Source organism: Rhodoplanes roseus, from assembly GCF_003258865.1.
GTDB classification, from domain to species: domain Bacteria; phylum Pseudomonadota; class Alphaproteobacteria; order Rhizobiales; family Xanthobacteraceae; genus Rhodoplanes; species Rhodoplanes roseus.
Genome location: NZ_NPEX01000027.1, coordinates 1 through 16,683 on the forward strand (window position 1 = coordinate 1; position 16,683 = coordinate 16,683).

Annotated in this window: 13 protein-coding genes; 4 read left to right on the plus strand and 9 right to left on the minus strand. The window is 64.4% G+C overall.

What is annotated here, in order from left to right:
- The coding region (locus tag CH341_RS06170; RefSeq protein ID WP_342635001.1) for a dTDP-4-dehydrorhamnose 3,5-epimerase family protein at nt 1-245 on the minus strand (245 nt) is incomplete at its 3' end.
- A 97-nt stretch (nt 246-342) separates the two neighbouring features.
- Between CH341_RS06170 and CH341_RS06175 the strand changes: the two genes are divergently transcribed.
- Complete coding sequence (locus CH341_RS06175; RefSeq protein WP_146604390.1) at nt 343-1,677, plus strand: hypothetical protein; 1,335 nt, start codon at nt 343-345, stop codon at nt 1,675-1,677.
- Here CH341_RS06175 and CH341_RS06180 read toward each other — a convergent pair whose 3' ends face one another.
- The 5 genes from CH341_RS06180 to CH341_RS06200 form a co-directional block, all read right to left on the minus strand.
- Nucleotides 1,678-2,787, minus strand: coding sequence for a glycosyltransferase 61 family protein (locus tag CH341_RS06180; protein WP_111418157.1), 1,110 nt, complete (start codon nt 2,785-2,787; stop codon nt 1,678-1,680).
- Nucleotides 2,788-2,854: 67 nt separating this feature from the next.
- Nucleotides 2,855-3,976 carry a polysaccharide pyruvyl transferase family protein gene (locus CH341_RS06185; RefSeq protein WP_111418158.1) on the minus strand — a complete coding sequence of 374 codons (1,122 nt, stop codon included), beginning with the start codon at nt 3,974-3,976 and terminating at the stop codon, nt 2,855-2,857.
- Nucleotides 3,977-4,067: 91 nt separating this feature from the next.
- Nucleotides 4,068-5,216, minus strand: coding sequence for a polysaccharide pyruvyl transferase family protein (locus tag CH341_RS06190; protein WP_111418159.1), 1,149 nt, complete (start codon nt 5,214-5,216; stop codon nt 4,068-4,070).
- A gap of 60 nt (nt 5,217-5,276) precedes the next feature.
- On the minus strand, nt 5,277-6,512 hold the full coding sequence (locus tag CH341_RS06195) for a glycosyltransferase (protein WP_111418160.1): 1,236 nt from the start codon (nt 6,510-6,512) through the stop codon (nt 5,277-5,279).
- A complete protein-coding gene (locus CH341_RS06200; RefSeq protein WP_170149495.1) occupies nt 6,509-8,227 on the minus strand; it encodes a glycosyltransferase in 1,719 nt (572 codons plus the stop codon). Before CH341_RS06200 ends, CH341_RS06195 begins: the two co-directional genes overlap by 4 nt.
- Before the next feature lie 665 nt (nt 8,228-8,892).
- Here CH341_RS06200 and CH341_RS06205 point away from each other — a divergent pair.
- The 3 genes from CH341_RS06205 (at nt 8,893) to CH341_RS06215 (ending at nt 11,179) form a co-directional block, all read left to right on the plus strand.
- Complete coding sequence (locus CH341_RS06205) at nt 8,893-9,387, plus strand: class I SAM-dependent methyltransferase (RefSeq protein WP_245430905.1); 495 nt, start codon at nt 8,893-8,895, stop codon at nt 9,385-9,387.
- A gap of 104 nt (nt 9,388-9,491) precedes the next feature.
- Complete coding sequence (locus CH341_RS06210; protein WP_111418163.1) at nt 9,492-10,313, plus strand: SapC family protein; 822 nt, start codon at nt 9,492-9,494, stop codon at nt 10,311-10,313.
- Between the two features lie 17 nt (nt 10,314-10,330).
- On the plus strand, nt 10,331-11,179 hold the full coding sequence (locus CH341_RS06215) for a SapC family protein (RefSeq protein WP_170149496.1): 849 nt from the start codon (nt 10,331-10,333) through the stop codon (nt 11,177-11,179).
- Here the strand turns inward: CH341_RS06215 and CH341_RS06220 are convergent.
- The 3 genes from CH341_RS06220 to CH341_RS06230 form a co-directional block, all read right to left on the minus strand.
- Entirely contained in the window at nt 11,162-12,487 is a 1,326-nt protein-coding gene (locus CH341_RS06220; RefSeq protein ID WP_111418165.1) for an HlyD family type I secretion periplasmic adaptor subunit, read from the minus strand. The two genes, CH341_RS06215 and CH341_RS06220, sit on opposite strands and share 18 nt — an antisense overlap.
- Before the next feature lies 1 nt (nt 12,488).
- Nucleotides 12,489-14,504: a type I secretion system permease/ATPase gene (locus tag CH341_RS06225; protein WP_170149497.1), complete on the minus strand. Its 2,016-nt coding sequence runs from the start codon at nt 14,502-14,504 to the stop codon at nt 12,489-12,491.
- 105 nt (nt 14,505-14,609) lie between these two features.
- Nucleotides 14,610-16,445: a calcium-binding protein gene (locus tag CH341_RS06230; protein ID WP_111418167.1), complete on the minus strand. Its 1,836-nt coding sequence runs from the start codon at nt 16,443-16,445 to the stop codon at nt 14,610-14,612.
- Nucleotides 16,446-16,683 lie beyond the last annotated feature (238 nt).

Here is a 16,683-nt window from a genome sequence, read left to right on the forward strand (position 1 = left end):
CGCACCAGCTTCCCCTGCCCGTGCGGCGGAACCTGGAAATGCAGCCCACGCACCGTCCCGCGCCGCGCCGAGTAGGATTGGTTGTCCTGCACGAACGACACATCGACCCCCTCCCCGGCCAGCCGACCCGCGTTGTACGTCTCGCAGAACCAACCCCGCGAATCCGAAAACCGACGCGGAATAAACAAACAAGGAACAGACGAGGAGGACAAACGAGGCTCACTCCCGATCGATTGCATGACCATGCGGCCGCCGCCTTCATCAAGTGTTATGCACCTTGCTTATGGTATGTCAATGTGACGTTAGATGCATCGCAAAAACGTCCGAATGAGGCGGCAGGTGATGAGACGCGGCCGTTCCGAGATCCCGACCGACGACACGATCGTCAATACGACACCATGGCATCCGATGATCGACACTCCGCGCCTCCCCGTCGACCCGCTTCGATCGCGCATGTCTCGCGCGACGGCTTCGCTTTCCTCCAGCCGCCCCGCTTGCGGCGCCTGGGGCATTCGCAACCCTGCCGGTCCGGGGCCGGCTTCTTGCCGGATCGCCGCTGCGTTGCTGTCGGTCTTGACAGCCTTCGTGCCGGTCACCGCCCGCGCCGGCGCGGAGCCGCACCTGGCGCCGGCTGGCGCCCCCGAGGTGCTCTACAGTTGGCAGACGCAACGCTGCGAGGACGAGTTCATCCCGGACTCCCCTGCCCGCGCCTTTCGACGCGCCGACGGGGAAATGGTTCTGATCGCCACGCACCGGACCAACTGGTCGCTCGTCGGGCCGGACTTTCACAACCTCCGCGTATCCTGCCGCGTGATGATGCGCAGCACGGACTATCCGTTCGGGACGGGGCGGCTCTGGATTCAGGCGACCTACACGTTCGACGGCACCAAGATCGCCGCCCTGGTGAGTCAGGACCTCAGTGCCGATTTCAAGCGCGCCGGATGCGACCCGCGAGGCGAACCAGGCCGCTGCTGGGTCAATCAAATTCTGTCCGCCTCGTCGGACGACATGGGCGCCCATTTCAGTCTCGCGCCTCCCGACCGCCGGACCGTCGCGACGCTCGGCGACGCGTATCCGCCGACCGCGAAAGGCCGCTACGGCGTCTTCACCACCTCGAACATCGTCCATCGCGACGACGGCTACTACATGATCGCGGCGACGCAGGCCTGGGGTGTGCAAGAAACCGGAAACTGCCTGTTCAGAACGTCCGATCCGATGGACCCCGGCCTCTGGCGTGCCTGGGACGGAGAGCGCTTCTCGATCGACATGCGCTCTCCGAGCACTCCGACGCCGTGCCCCCGCATCAAGGGACTGACCAGCGAGGTGCGGTCGATCACCTACTCGCCGCGGCACGACAGATGGATCGCCGTGTTCGCCGGCCGTCATCTGCTGCCCGGAGACGAAAAGCCGGTGCCCGGGTTCTATTATGCCACGTCGACCGACCTGCTGAACTGGAGCAGGCCCGCCCGCATCACAGCGGCGCCTACGAAGCCGCGTGAGGAGCGTCTGGATCAGGTCTGGGGATACCCGTCGCTCCTGGATCCGCAGAGCAAGACGCGAAACTTCGAGACGGTCGACGGCGAGGCGCCGGTTCTCCTGTTCACGATCGCGCACCTCGACAACGGGCGCGGTACCATGAATCGCGACATCTGGTACATGCCGCTGAAGCTCGACTGATCAGGGCGGAGCCCCGACGACGTACTTCGCCTTGTTTTCCGCCTGGAGGCGCGCCAGCTCGGCGTCGACCTCGTCGGCGCGCGGCCGGCCCCACCGGTCGCCCTTGATGAAACCACCGGCGACGAGCTGGGCCCGAAGGTCGTCGAAATCGATGTTCGCTTTGGTGCGGGTCATCGCACCAAACGGGATATCCGGGACCCAAAGCTCCCGGATGGACGACTTGCCAGAAATGCCGGTGGCGCCGAACGACTTCAATTGCCAGTCGAACGTGGTCGGCATCTTCCGTCGCCAGATTGCAAAGGCTCTCTGCTCAGGACGGGCGACCAGCGCGTAGAGGTGGATCGCCGACCCTTCCGCGAACACCAGCTTGTCGGCGGCGTTGTAGGCTTCGATCTGTGTCCTGATCGAGGCCTTCTGCGGATGCAGGACTTCGTAGCCCTCTTCCTGGAGATTTTGCTCGATGAGTTTCTCGAGCAAAACGCCCCCTTCGTGCGGCTTGAGTTCCGAACGCGACACGTAGAGCTTCTTGGCTCGATCGGCCGTCACCCGGCGGAGCGGCTCGCACATCGCCCGGATGGCGGGATCACCGTAGATGAATCCGTTCGTGTGGACGATCTGTGCCGGAACCGCGAGCACCTCGAACTGCGACACTTCCGGAATCAGCACCAGCTCCCGGCTCGGATCGATCAGTCCGATCAGGTCCCTGACCCAACTCGGCGCATCCTTTCCCCTGACCCGAGGGTAGAAGACGATGCTCCTGAACGAACCGCCGAGATATTGGAGGGCCCACAACCGGGAGAGACTCTCGGCGAGAAAGTGCCCGAAATGCGTGTTCTGCACCATCCCACCGAAGACGTGATGCCCCGGAACATGCTGCACGTCCGCATCGACCACGGCTTTCGTGACGTTCTTGTACGACCCTTTGATCTGAACGCCGGCCTGGCACACGGCGCCGGTCTCGTAGAGCACGCCGCCGTCGAACTCCCCTGGCTTTCCGGCGGACGCCGCATTCAAGAAGGTCAGCGGAGTCACGTAGGCCTTGTGAACGAGCTCTATGGTTCGCGAACGATGCTGCATGGCGTTACTCGACACCTCCACGGCAGCCCGCATCCCGGCCTCCGAGACGAACGACCTGCCGCCTCCCCGTCCGGCCCCAGGCCTCCAGGCCACTCGCGGATCAGAGGAAGCTGTTCAAATGCCTGGAGGGCTTGAGCCCGAGTTCCCGAAACAGCGAAACATACCGTCCGGCCACCTCGGAGCGCCGGCTCTCGAAGGCGACCGGGTCGAAGTTCGTCGCGTTGAACATCTGCTTCAAATCGTAGCGATGCTCGATGAACTTCGTCGTCTCCAGATGAGGAAGCCGGAGCGTCGACGCCAGTTCGCGCGTCCGGGTATCGTGAACGACACAAAGCGAGGGAATGCCCGACTGAAACGCGATCATCGTTCCGTGGATCCGGGTGTTGATCGAGCACGAGAAGCGCTTCAGGTAGACCTGCCACGACGGAACGCTGGTCGGAACGTGACCGTACTGAAGCAGGTAGTCCGTCAGATCCTGGACGGACATGTTGAGGAAGCCGGCGACCTCGCCGAAATAGGCGGCGTCCTGCGGACCGAGGGTCTCGCGATACATCGCGGCGATCAGCTCGGGCGGACGCTGAACGATGTAGGACGAGCCGCGGTTCAACAGAGACAGCCGGACGAGCTCGCGCTCGACGCTGGCGAGATTCCCCTTCCGGCATGCGGCATGGACCGCGACACTCGTCGGCACGAGCTCCTTCATCTTCGTGGCGACCGTCTTGCCCAGATTCCGGTCCGAATTCATCAGCACGGACGGACACCCGAGAATTTCGACATTGTCGGCGCCGAGAGCCCGGCAGACCTTGGCCGAATAGTCGCCCCGCACACCGACGAAAGGCGTGCGGGACGACACCTCGACCAGGAACTCCTTCACGTTCTCGGAGACCGGAGGGATCACGTCGTCGCGTTCCGACTGGGCTCCGAGGCCGAAGATCGCGACCGGAAGATCCAGCTCGCGGACGATCTCGGTGATCGGTGCCAGGTTGGAATGCGTTCCGATGAAGTTCGCGGCCGGAATGACGAAAGCCTTGAGCCCCTTGGGAAGCGACGTGCCGGCCGTCTTCCAGGGGATGAAGGTGACCTCCTCGTCGAACAGCCGACGGGCCGTGTACCAGAACGCGAGATTGCCGACGTTGCGGCCGGTCACGCGCATGAGCCCCGCCGCGGTCTGAACGTCGGGGTTGGTGGCGGTCCCGTCGTTCGCAGCCAGAACGCCGATCATGCGCAAGCGCCTCCGACCGAGCCGCCGCCGATCGCCGTCGTCGGCCGCCGCTCGTCACATCGCATGTTGGAAAGCTGGTTCATCACGTCCATCACATCCTGTTCGGGATCTTGCAGCGGTTCAGCAACCCTTTGAACCTGTCGTAGTTCGCGCCGAAGTTCTTCTTGAACGAATCGAACTGCGCGGGATCGAGCACAGCCTCGATCGGCTTCTCGAGAATCGTCTGGGCCGAGTAGGTCGGGATAGAGAACGTCTCTGCGAGCTCGCTCGACCGCGTGTCGTAGCTCACCACCACGCCGGGCACCCGGTTGGCGAGAGCGGGCAGCACGCCGTGCACCCTGTATCCGATGGCGAAGTCCTGCTTACGGATCATCGCGTCGTAGTCCTCGACGCGGTCGTTCAGAAAGAGATGCTCGCGGTACAACTCCGTCAGCCGCGGCTCGTATTCCGGAGTGAACCAGGCATTCTTGCGAAGCGCCTCGGTCGCCCGGCCGATCGCCGCTTCGTCCTTGGCGAAGAAAGCCTTCTCCTCCGGCTCACCGTGAATCGTGATCGTGGTCTCGTACTGGCCGGCGACCCGCAGCAGCAAGTCCCGCTGCAGGGCCGTGAAGGACTTCGTGTCCTCGGCGTAATAGTGGCTCGTCTCCCGACGCAGGCTGAAGGCGATCCGCTTGGTGTCCGCCGGCGGCTTGAGTGCGAGCTTGAGGTTGCGATCGCGATTCCGGAACAGCGACGGACATCCGACGACCTCGACGTTCTTGACGCCGTTGTCGGCCAGGACCTCCGCCGAAAACGTTCCACGGACGCCGATCGCAGCGCTGCGCTCGGCGATCAGCGACCAGATTCGCCGGCTTTCGTCCGAAAGCTCGATCTTTCGCTTGGCCTCGGCCTGCGCGCCCACCCCGATGGCGTACACCGGGATCTTGAGCTGCTTCAGCACCCACTCGGCCTTTTCCCACCGCATGTACTCGTGGATGAAGTTCGATGCGCGGAGCACGACGTAGTCGAAAATCTGGTTGTACCGGGCGATGTCGGCTTCGGTCGGATTGGCGATCTTGAGGACGTCCAGATCGGCGAAATCGAGCAGCTTGAGGGTGGAGTCGTACACCATCATGTCGCCCGTGTTGAAATAGCTATTGATATAGTCCGAGCGGACCTGATCATAAATCATGATCTTGTCGTGCTCGTACCGTTTACCTGCCGGAATCATCACGAGAATGTTCGGCTTCCGCGCTTGCATCGTTACTCCCGTCTTGAACTTTGCGATATGCTACGATCGTAGTCGAAACGGCGCAGGGCCTCAACCGGCCCGCGCCAGCCCGAGATATGCGACGGCATACTCGTCGTAGGATATCGGTTGCGTGATGTTGGATGCGAGCCGCTCCCACAGCCCTGTGGTGCCGACCGCCTCGGCCAGGGTGTCGGCGAGATCGACGGGGCTCCGCGCCTCGAAGTGAAGACCGGTCACGCCGTGCTGGACCTTCTCGGCCATACCACCGATCCCCGCGGCGATCACCGGGCGGCGACAGCAGAAGGCCTCCTGGATGACCATCGGCGAGTTTTCCCACCATATCGACGGGACCACCACCCAGCCGACGCGGCTCATCCGCTTGGGCAGCTCGTGGGGCTCGTAGGCACCGACCCAGCGGAGACATCCCTCGATGATCAGCGGTGCTCTCAGCTTCTCGATTAGTTCCTGATACTTCGGCTCCTGCTGCTCGAGATTGGCACCGTGAATCTCCACCTGGAGGGTCCGTCGGATGTCGGGCCGCATCAGATGCATGGCCTGCAGCAGGATGTCGACGCCCTTGAACTCGGTGATCTGCCCGAAGAACCCGAAACGATGGCGCAGACTCTGGCTCTCCGACGACATCGCACGCGGCGCGAACTGCGGTTGCCCGTTCTCGATCACCACGATGTATTCCGGCGGGATCCCCCACGCGATGTAGCGTTGCCGCAGGAACTCGGACGGCGAGACGAACATGTCCGCCGCCTCGAAATGCTTTTGGATGTAGTGCTTGCGCAGCCAGAACGATTCGGCGTTCCGCTCAGGCATGCAGTTGCTGCACTCCTCCGGGCTTTCCTTGTGGCAAAGCCGGTTGCTGCGCGCCTTTACCATCTGGCCGCGATTGAGGCAGATCGCCATGTACTCGTGCAGGGTGAGGCAGATGAACGCGTCCGGCAGTTCGCGCCGGAGCTCGCGCAGCATCTCCAGCCCGATATGCGCGTAGTGATGGACGTAGATCACGTCCGGACGCTTCATCCTGAGAAAGCTGCGGAACGACTCGTAGATCCCGTTCGGATACGCGCTGCGCAGCAGGAACCAGTCGTGCATGTCCTGGCGCCACAAATACTCGTTGGCACGCCGCATGGCGATCATGCCGTGCGAGACCGATGGGAGGTCGGTGCGCGCCAGGAAGTCGACCCGTTCAACCGCCGGATTGTCCTTGAGAGAACGGTACAGATTGAATGCCGCGATCTCTGCGCCACCGACGCTGAAGTCGGGGTGCCCGTGGGCGATCACCAAAACCTTCATTGTGCCTTTCCGGACGCGAGGATCGCCGAGATGGCCGCCTTCCAGCGCTTCTCGTGACGCCAGGCGTTGTAGCGGACGACGAGATTGCGAAAGTTGTCCTGACCGATCGCGGCGAACGACTGCCGCTCGAGATGCACGAGGTGGACGTCCTCGACGCACACGATCGCGTAGCCGGCCTCGCGCACCTTGAGGCAGAGATCGGAATCCTCGAAATCGCCGACCAGGAATCCCTCGTCGAGCCCACCGATTCGGAGATAGTCGGCCCGGCGCATGAGAAGGCATGCGCCCGTGACGGCGACGCGAGGCGTCGCCGTGGCGCTCGGGGAGCCCGCTTCGAGCCCCATTCCCGGGTGCTTGTTCACGTGAGCGTTGAGATCCGGCTCCCATGCGAAGGCGATGCCGTCGTGCTGTATCGATCCGTTGGGATAGAACAGCCGCGCTCCGACCGCCCCGACGTCGGCGCGCGTTTCGAGCACGCCGAGCATCTTTCCCAACCATCCGGGCTCGATCGGAATCACGTCCGAATTCAGAAGCAGCAGATTCGGCGCGCGTGCGACCGCGATCCCCACATTGTTGGCGCCCGAATAGCCACGATTGTCATCGGCCGACACCAGCCGGAACGGCACGCGGTTCGCTTCGAACAGGCGCGGCGCCGTCCGCCGCACGTCGGAGAGAATGCGCGGATCGTCCACGACGTAGATCAGCTCGGCGCCGTCCCTGATCTCCTCGTCCTCGGAAAAGGCGAGGAGCTGATTGAGCATGAAGTCGAAGCGACCGAACAAAGGAACCACGACCGAGCACGTCGGATCGGAGGGTGGCTGCCCGAAATTCGTGATCTCCATCGAGTCGCGCGGCCGCCCGGACAGCTTCGCCCGCACCAGCGACTCGATAATGGCGCCGTCGTGCTGCTCGAGCCGTTCGAAGAAGCGGTCCGGCGGTGTCGGAAGCGCGAAGGCCCAACGGGCGAAGCTGACGGGCTCCTGCGGAGCGGAGTCCCAGCGGGCGACGGCGGCCGTGCAGGCCTCGTCGCCATCGACAGCGATCAGCCGAATCTCCTGACCCATATGAATCGGCTTGTGCCATGCGTGCATGAAGCCCGCATTGAACGTGTCGTTTCCGAACTCGTGACCGAAGGCGTCGACGATGTCCGGACGATGCCACCGGACGGCCTTGTCCATCCAGGCGAAGTTGCCGGCCGAATCCGCGAGCGCGAGACGAACGCCGGGACAGACAACCACCCAGCCGACCACGATGCCACCGTGGGCCGCGACACCCTTCGCCTGCTCGATGAAGCCACGCGCCCGAGGACTGGAGATCGGAATGACCTGACTGGCGATTTCGGCGCACAGCCCGGGGCGATCCGCCGTCACCCGCAGGAGGAAGCCGATGCGCGCCTTGTGCTCCGCCAGGAGGCGCTCCAGGCCGGGCGCGCCCGGCTCCGGCGAGGCGAGCAGGAAGCGTGTCCCGCACAACGTGAAGATCGCACCCGACGCGACCTCGATCACCACGAGCATGCCGCGAACATTGGCCCCGGGCGACGGATAGGCTGCTTCGAGATCGGGACGCCGGAAGAAGGTCACGGCGCCGATGCCTGCTTTTGCGCCACGGTCGTGCTGCCGCAGCACCGTCTCCGCCTTGCCGCCCGCCACCCAGCCGGACAGGAACACCAAACCGTGGGCCTGGATAACGTAATCGATGGCGAAGCCCCGGAACACTCCACCATCGCCTTCCAGTTTGGCAAACGGGAGCGTCTCGTTGCTCAGTTCGAAGGCATCCGGAGACGAGCCCGAAGACTCCTCCGTCGCCCGCACATCGTCGACCTCCCCGCCGGCCGACGAGACGGGCACCTTCTTCGCACGACTCATAGTTGCTACCATTCGGAAAGACTCAACATGTTACAGCACGCGTGAGTGACGATAATATATCACACACGATCGATACCGCATCCAGCGGCATGTGTCATCGACGTCACATACGGAGACACCGTTGCGTCACCGCCGCCTCGTGGAACGGGTGGTGTCTCCCGGCCGTGTTGATAACGCGAATGTTGTGTGGTTGGCTGCGCCGATGCACGATTGAGGTCCGCGAGAGACTTCGGGCCGGAGGCCCGGAATTCACCAACGGACCACCAGGGCGGTGGACGGAGCCGCGCCGAATGCCCGAAACCGTGGGCTGCACCCGATTTCGGTCGGGCGACGCCTTCATAGAGACGGAATAGCCGTTCGTGACCATCGTTATGACGCCGTCCCTGCAGCAGACGACCAAGCGTGTCCTCAATGCGGGGAGCGGACGGCGCTCGGCGAGAAAGCTACATCCTTTGTTCGTACGCACGCTGTGGAACGAGGTTCGGCTCGACATCGCTCCCGAAACCGAGCCGGACGTGATCGCGTCCATTACCGACATGACGGCTGTCTGCCCGACCGAGAGCTTCGACGCGGTATGGTCGTCCCACACGCTCGAGCATCTCTATGCACATCAGGTGCCACAAGCACTGGCCGAGTTCCACCGGGTGCTCAAGCCGGACGGCTTCGCTCTCGTGACGTCGCCCGACCTGGAGACCGTCGCGGCCCTGGTCGTCGAGCACGGTCTCGATCATGTCGTCTACACGTCGCCGGCGGGTCCGATCACGGTGTCGGATATCATCTTCGGACACGGCCGCTCGATCGAGAGGGGCAGTGTCCACATGGCTCACAACAACGGTTTCACCTGTTCACGACTCGGCACGCAGCTCCTCGAGTCCGGCTTCACCTCCGTCATCGTCGCGCGAAGCCGTTTCGATCTTTGGGCTGCCGCGTTCAGGGAGGACGCCGATCCGGAGGTGATCCAGGCCGATCTGCGCTCGGTCGGCTTCAACCTGTTCGAGGACGCCGGATGATCGTCTCTTTGCGCTGCCGCTCGCGGCCGCCGGAGACACGATCTCGTCAGCCGCCCCGCGCAACGTTAGGCATCCCGGCCGCGCCGCGCTCCAATCGGTGACCCATGATACCCGCTGAGCATCCCACCATCATCGAAGGCGACGCGCTGACCCGCCGAATCTTCGCGCCGGCGGCATATCGTCTGGCCCGGGATACCGCCGTCGTTCCAATCGTCGCGGGAGAGGCCTTTCGGCTGGCCTCGTGCTTTCCCGTCGTCTGGCGTCGGCGCGAGAGCCGCACCGAGCTCGTCGCCGTGCGCGCGCTGCTGGACGACGTGGAGGCACAGACGCCCGCGTTCCGCGCCGCCTATCCCCTGGCACTGCAAGCCTATCCGTTCTTGCTCGCGTCGAGCACCGGAAGCGACGGCGTCACTCGCCTGCTCGACCACGCCGTCGCGGACGCTCCGACGGATGTCGGCGCATCGGTGACCACGACCGACGGGCGGCCGAGCTACGCCACGACGCTCCGTCTGCGCATGCTCGACGTCATCGAACGGCAACTCCCGTTCACCGACGCGATCGGCCGGTCCTTGGTGGACGCCGATCTGCTCGAACCCTGGGAGCTGACTTTCGACATCGATGGCACCCGAATCGGCATCCCTGATCTGCTCGTCGCGAGGCAGAGCGCCTTCGACACCGGCGCGTACAGCGAAATCGTCGCACGTCACGGCGCTCCGGCTGCCGAGCTCCTCGCGCTACATCGCATCTCGCTGTTCAGGGCCGGCCTTTTGCTCGTGACCGCGCGCGCCTTCGTGAAACGGCGCAACCAGGGAGCGGCGGAGATTGCAGCGCGCGTTTCCGCCTCCCTGGTGCCCCGGCACGATACGGACTCTGAACCTCCGTCGGCCAGTGACGTCGTCCTCTCATCGCAAGACGAGGTGCGTTGATGGCCGCGTTACGCCCGATGCGGGAGCTGACCGCCCTGCGATTGTCGCTTCCCCTCGACCAGGGATGGATCAGGAACATCGGCTGGCTGCCGGTCGGGTCCAGCGAGCTGCATCTCTGTTCTCACAGCCTGGCACTCGCCGTCAGGTTCCAGGCGGCGCGCCCCCATCTGGGATTCCTGGTTGATCCACGGTATCTCGGCCGACCGCAGATCGATTCCCACTTCAAGTGGCAAGCCGGATACATCCCGCTCGCCGTCCGCGTGCACCCGTTCCAGCTGCGCGATGCCGGCGGGGATCCGCTCGACGAGCTGATGCTGCCGGCGGATTCGCCGCATGTCGGCCCAGCCGGCCCGATCGAGATCGCGCATGGCGCGCGCCTCAATCCGCAACTGATCGCGATCCACAAGTTGCTCGCCACCCTCGCCGCTGGTCAGGCCAGCTTCGCGACCGCGCTCGACCAGCTGATGATCGCGAACCTTCTCGTGCCGTTGCAGCTTCCGGCGACACAGGACGGCGCTGCCCCGAGGGCGACCGGCGAACCATCGTATTTCACGGTCGACCACCAGCGATTCGCAGCACTTCCCAACGGCGCGCTCGCCGCCATGGCCCGCCACGATTTCAGGACGATCGATATCGCAGTGGCCACCGTGTTCTCGCAGCGCTTCCTCGCTCGCGGCGTCCTTCCCGACGCTCGACCATCGGAACGCTCGGCCGCGCCGTCGCTCGATCTCCAGATTCAGCAGCTCATTCACGTGGACACGTTTCCGCTCGCGCTCGATGACGGACTGCTGTTCCATCCCGAGGACCTCGTCGCCGAGCCGGGCGGCGAGCGGCACGACGGACCCGCCTCAACGCTCCCGAAGTGACGTCGCCAGCCGGTTGACCAACGGCGCGAGGAGAAACTGGAGGACGGTCCGCTCTTCGGTCCGGATCAGCGCGTCGACCATCATTCCGGCCGAGATCTTGTCCTCGATCTCCGGGGGGACGGAGGCGCGGTCCACTCCGAGCTCGACGGCGTAGTACGGGACACGCGTCACCTCGTCCAGGAGCGTGTCGCGAGAGACGCTGCGCACCTTGCCCAGGATCGGATGGATCTGGAACTGGGTGAACTGGGGAATGCGGATTTCGACCGGCATTCCGGGAACGATGCGGTCGATTTCGGTCGATCCGACCTTCGCCCGTACGACGAGGGTGTCGGACGCAGGAACGATGTCGAGAATCGGATCGCCTGGCTTGAGGACGCCACCGGCCGTGAAGATTCGAAGCTGTTGGACCGTTCCCGAGACAGGCGCTTTCACCTCACCACGCTTCAACGCGTCCTGCGCCACGAGCAGTTGCTGCGAGAGATCACCGAGAGATTTGCGGACATCGGGGAGTCCATTCGCCCCCTCCTGACGGTAATCCTGGCGGAGCTGCTCGCGGCGGGCCTGGAGCTCGGCGATCTTCTCCTGCGCCTTCTCGTAATTGATCTTCGCGGTATCGAGAGCACCGCGGGTCGCCATCTGCTGTCGCTCGAGCGTGGTGACACGCGGAAGTGCGACGAGGCCGCGCTCGAGAAGCGATCTGAGGTTCGGCAGCTCCTGTCCGATCGACGCGAGCTGATCGCCGGCCGTCTTCTGGTCCGACAGCGACTGCTCGACCTCCCGCCGGGCCTGGGCGATCAGCTTGTCGATCACCTCGATGGCCTGGAGAAGGCTCCCACGCCGCGCCTCGAACTGCTTGCGATTGTCCAGCATGGCGCTGGCGACCAGCGGATCGTTCCCGATCGCCGTGACCTCCTCCGGGAAGTGCACAGAATCGGCCAGGTCTCGCTGCGCCAACAGCCGCGCTTCGAGCGACAGCATCACCGCGACCTGCTGGCGCACCGTTCTCTCCGCAGCCCCGCTCCGCGTCGGGTCGAGCCGCAGGAGGACAGCGCCCTCCTTCACCATGTCGCCGTCGCGGACCAGGATCTCCTGGACGATCCCACCCTCCAGATGCTGCACCGTCTTGCGATAGGACTCGACCGACACGGCACCACCGGCAACCACGGCCGAATCGATACGCGCGAAGGCGGACCATCCGCCCAGCCCGACGAACGTGAAGACGATGATACAGAACCCCAGCCACAACATGGGCTTCCAGTTCGCCGACGCGACCGGCGCCGGCAGATCCTCGACGCGCTCCTTCTCCATCTCACGACCTCCGGCTTTCCAGCGCACCCTCGATCACGGTGAGCGGAGTTGGCGCCTTCAGGCGCGGAATGCGGTTGACGATCTGGTCGCGCGAGCCGAATGCCTGCACGGCCCCCGCGTTGAGGACGAGAATGTCGTCGCAATAGTTCAGGATGTTGACCTTGTGGGTGATGATGACGACGGTCGTGCCGCTGGCCTGCAGCTTCTGGATCATCGACATCAGCGCCTGCTCGCCGAAGGCGTCGAGGTTGGAGTTCGGCTCGTCGAGCACGACGAGGCTCGGTTCGGCGTACACGGCGCGGGCGATGGCGATCCGATTCCGCTGGCCGCCGGAAAGCACGTGGCCGCCCACGCCCACGCGCGTGTTGTAGCCCTCCGGCAGCGACTTCACGAGGTCCTGAACGCCGGCGAGTTCCGAGGCCGCGATCAGCTTCTCGGTGCGCTCGGGCGAGTCCGGATCGAATCGCGCGATGTTGTCGGCCACGGTTCCCGGGATCAGCTCGACGTCCTGCCCGATGTAGCCGAGATGACGGCCGATATCGTCCTCGCTCCAGTGCGACAGCTCGTGGTCGCCGATCGTCACGCTGCCCCGAGCGATCGGCCAGATGCCGACGAGGACACGGCCGAGGCAGGATTTTCCGGCCCCGCTGACCCCGACGACGCCGAGCGTCCGCCCCTGTGCGAGCGAAAACGAGACGTCGTTGAGCACGATCTTCTCGCCGCTGGGCGGCCCTGCATACACCCGCGACAGCGTCAACGTCCCTTCCGGCCGCGGAAGTCTCATCTTCTTCGGACGCTCGCCGGCGTCGCGCAGAAGATCGTCCAGCCGATCCAGGGACGCGAGAAAATTGGAATAGACGCGCCAGTTCGAGATCACGTTGTCGAGTGGTCCGATGCCCCGATTGATGATCAGGAGCGCCACCATGATCGACGCCGTCGCGATCTGGTTCTCCATATAGAGCATAGCGCCGACGGCATAGATGATGATCATCTGCATGACGCGGAAGAACCGCACGACACTGGCGATGACATCGGTCCGCCGCCCTGCCGCTCCACGCCACCCGAGCATCTTGGCATGCAACGCGTACCAGCGCTCGCGAAGCGCCGGCAACATGCCGAGCGCTCTGATGGTCTCCACGTTGCGTGATATCGCGCCGCCGAACTCCTGCGACCGGATCGACATCTGCTGGTAACGCCTGCTGTCGCTCTTCACCAGAAAGTAGTTGAGGAATGCGAGCACGACCATCTTCGTCATGATCAGGATCGCGATCACCGCGAAGACCCAATGGACCAGGCAGAGGAGCACCACGTAGACGGGCATGTAGACGAGATCGAACAGCGCGGCGATCGACGAGCTCGAGAGGAAGTCGCGGACCGTGCTCAAGTCGTTCAGGGTTGTCGGCGAGGTCGCTGCGCGGGTCGAAGATTTCGGCCGGTGCAGAAGCTCGAAGAACGATCGGCTGAGGCGGGCATCGATGGACACGCCGAGGCGATCGAGCGCCTTCTTCCTCGCCCATTCCAGCACCGTCATCATGAGAATGACCGTGGTGGCCATGGCGGTGAGCACCCAGAGCGTGGACTCGCTGCGGCTGATCATCACCCGACCGTAGACCTGCCACATGTACAGCGGGCCGGCGAAGTAGAGGACCGGCATGAAGAAGCTGAAGATCGCCAGGATCGAATAGGCCGGCAACAGCGGCCTGAGCCCGTTGAGTGTCGGCGAGATGAGCTTCTGCTTCATGGTACGTCCGTGAGTTGAACAGGCCGATCCCGGAACGTCCGGTACCGTCTCGGCCGGTACTACCATATCAAATTGGCATGTGAATCGTATCGAAATGGGGCCGGGCATCTTCGGGGTCCGGCGTAACACATGCGTGTGCCGAACCTCCCTGCACGACCCGGCACAACCATCCGGAACCTCGGCGCGTTTCGGTCTACACGTCCGGCATGAAGCACGCTGCGGCGACACCGCTCGACGGCCGCGATCGCTGTCGCGCCGCCTGCCGGAACAGGCCACGCCCTGTCACAGCGGATAGGCGCCGAATCAGGGAGATCACGACGGCTCCGAAATGAAAACGCCCCGGCGAATGCCGGGGCGTTCTCGTATCGGATGGACGCCCGCTTAGGAGAGCGTGCGGACTTCGTCGGTGAAGACCAGCGTCTCGACGTTCTTGATTTCCAGCACCTGGCCGTCGTTGAAGGTGAGCGTGTAGGTTTCGGTGCTGCTGTCGTAAGACAGATCGTTGACGTCGGTGGAGGCTCGAGCGTCGAACACGACCATGTCGGAGCCGGTGCCGCCGTCGATCGTATCCTGGCTGGTGTGGCTCTGGACGAGGAAGACATCGTCGCCGACCCCGCCCGACAGCAACTCCGCACCACCCGTCGATTCGAGCGTATCGTTGCCGTCGCCGCCCAGCAGTGTGTCGTTGCCGCTGCCCGTGAGCCAGTCGTTGCCGTCGCCGCCGTCGAGGGTCGAGGCGCCGGACGTATAATCGACGATACGGTCGTTGCCGTCGCCACCGCTGAGAAACTGGCCCGCCCCCGAACCGCCGATGATGAGATCGTTGTCGCTGCCGCCGTACAGCGAATCCGCACCCGAGCCACCGATCAGCGTATCGTCGCCGGCGCCGCCGAACTCCAGCACGCCATCGCCGGTTCCGGAGTACGACACGAGGCTGTCGTCGCCTTCGCCGCCGAACAGATGATCCGAACCCGAACCATACAGGGTGTCGTTACCGTCACCCCCGTCGAGCGTCGAGGTGCCCGAGGTGCCCCAATCGGCCAGGTAGTCGTTGCCGTCGCCGCCGGACAGTGCCTGGGAGCCGGAGCCGGCGACCAGCGTGTCGTTATCGGCACCGCCGATGAGCGTGTCGTTTCCGGCACCGCCGACCAGCACGTCGTCGCCCGTGCCGCCGTCGATATGAGCGGCATCGCCCGACGAGCTGAAGGAGACCAGATTGTCGTTGCCTTCGCCGCCCAGCAGCGAGTCGCTGCCCGCGCCGTAGATCGTGTCGTTGCCGGCCCCGCCCTCGAGCGTGGACGTACCGGACGTACCCCAATCGGCCAGATAGTCGTCGCCGCCGTCGCCGGACAGCAGCTGCGAGCCGCTGCCCGCCACCAGAGTGTCGCCGTCGGCGCCGCCGTAGAGGCTATCCGAACCGGCGCCACCGACGAGAATGTCGGACCCTTCGTCGCCGTAGAGCACGCCTGCCGCTGCCGCCGTGCTGGCGGACACCAGGCGATCGTTGCCAGCCCCACCGGAAAGCGTGTCGGAGCCGGCGCCGTAGATGGTGTCGTTACCCTCGCCACCCTCCAGCGTCGAGGTTCCCGAGCTGCCCCAATCGGCGAGGTAGTCGTCGCCGCCGTCACCGGACAGCAGCTGGCTTCCGGTGCCTGCGACGAGCGTATCGCCATCGGCACCGCCATAGAGGCTGTCGGCGCCGGCGCCGCCGACGAGAAGATCGCTGCCCGCGTCTCCGCTGAACACGCCGCCGACCGAGCCGCTCACCGAAACGAGCGTGTCGCTGCCGTCACCGCCGGACACCGAGTCGCCGTCGCCAGCGATCGCGTAGTCGTCGCCCGAGCCCGCCATGATGGTCGAGGCCGCGGAATCGTAGAGGCTGAGCGTGTCGTTACCGATCCCGCCGGCGAGAAGCACGCCCTGCTCGGCGTCGGTGCCCACCACCGTGATGTTGGTGCCGTCGGCGTTGTCACCGATGACCACCGAAAGGTTCGGCGCCGTGTCGGTGTCGACGACGGCGTACGATCCGGTGAAATCGAGAGCCTCGGTGAGAGGGTCGATCGACTGCACCGAACTCGTTTCCTCGACCCAGGTCTTGTCGCCCGACGTGCCGTAGAGCGTGTCCATGATGGCCTGCTGGACGGCCGGATCGAGATTGCTGCCGTTCGCGCTCAACTGCGCTTCGAGTTCGGCCTGTGTCAGGTACGAAGCAGCCATGTCGTCTCGCCCCTCTTCATAAGTCGCAGTCGTGTCCGCGCGTTACACACGGAGCGACGCCTCGCCTGCGCCGCAGATGTCTCGCTTCGGTTCCTATGTTATGATGACGTTATCCCGCGCGTCAATATGATAATTAATGAATTGCCAGTCTAATCCTGCAAATTCATTTCTCATTATCGTCATAAATCTGCACACATCGGAGGCGGCAGGTTCTACGGGAGGGACGGCGAGTGGAGTC

What these genes read in the sequence shown, in the direction of transcription:
- CH341_RS06215 (WP_170149496.1), top strand. Translation starts at nt 10,331, where the DNA reads ATGCGGGAGCTGACCGCCCTGCGATTGTCGCTTCCCCTCGACCAGGGA.
- CH341_RS06190 (WP_111418159.1), bottom strand. Translation starts at nt 5,216, where the DNA reads ATGCAAGCGCGGAAGCCGAACATTCTCGTGATGATTCCGGCAGGTAAA.
- CH341_RS06210 (WP_111418163.1), top strand. Translation starts at nt 9,492, where the DNA reads ATGATACCCGCTGAGCATCCCACCATCATCGAAGGCGACGCGCTGACC.
- CH341_RS06180 (WP_111418157.1), bottom strand. Translation starts at nt 2,787, where the DNA reads ATGCGGGCTGCCGTGGAGGTGTCGAGTAACGCCATGCAGCATCGTTCG.
- CH341_RS06195 (WP_111418160.1), bottom strand. Translation starts at nt 6,512, where the DNA reads ATGAAGGTTTTGGTGATCGCCCACGGGCACCCCGACTTCAGCGTCGGT.
- CH341_RS06230 (WP_111418167.1), bottom strand. Translation starts at nt 16,445, where the DNA reads ATGGCTGCTTCGTACCTGACACAGGCCGAACTCGAAGCGCAGTTGAGC.
- CH341_RS06185 (WP_111418158.1), bottom strand. Translation starts at nt 3,976, where the DNA reads ATGATCGGCGTTCTGGCTGCGAACGACGGGACCGCCACCAACCCCGAC.
- CH341_RS06220 (WP_111418165.1), bottom strand. Translation starts at nt 12,487, where the DNA reads ATGGAGAAGGAGCGCGTCGAGGATCTGCCGGCGCCGGTCGCGTCGGCG.
- CH341_RS06175 (WP_146604390.1), top strand. Translation starts at nt 343, where the DNA reads ATGAGACGCGGCCGTTCCGAGATCCCGACCGACGACACGATCGTCAAT.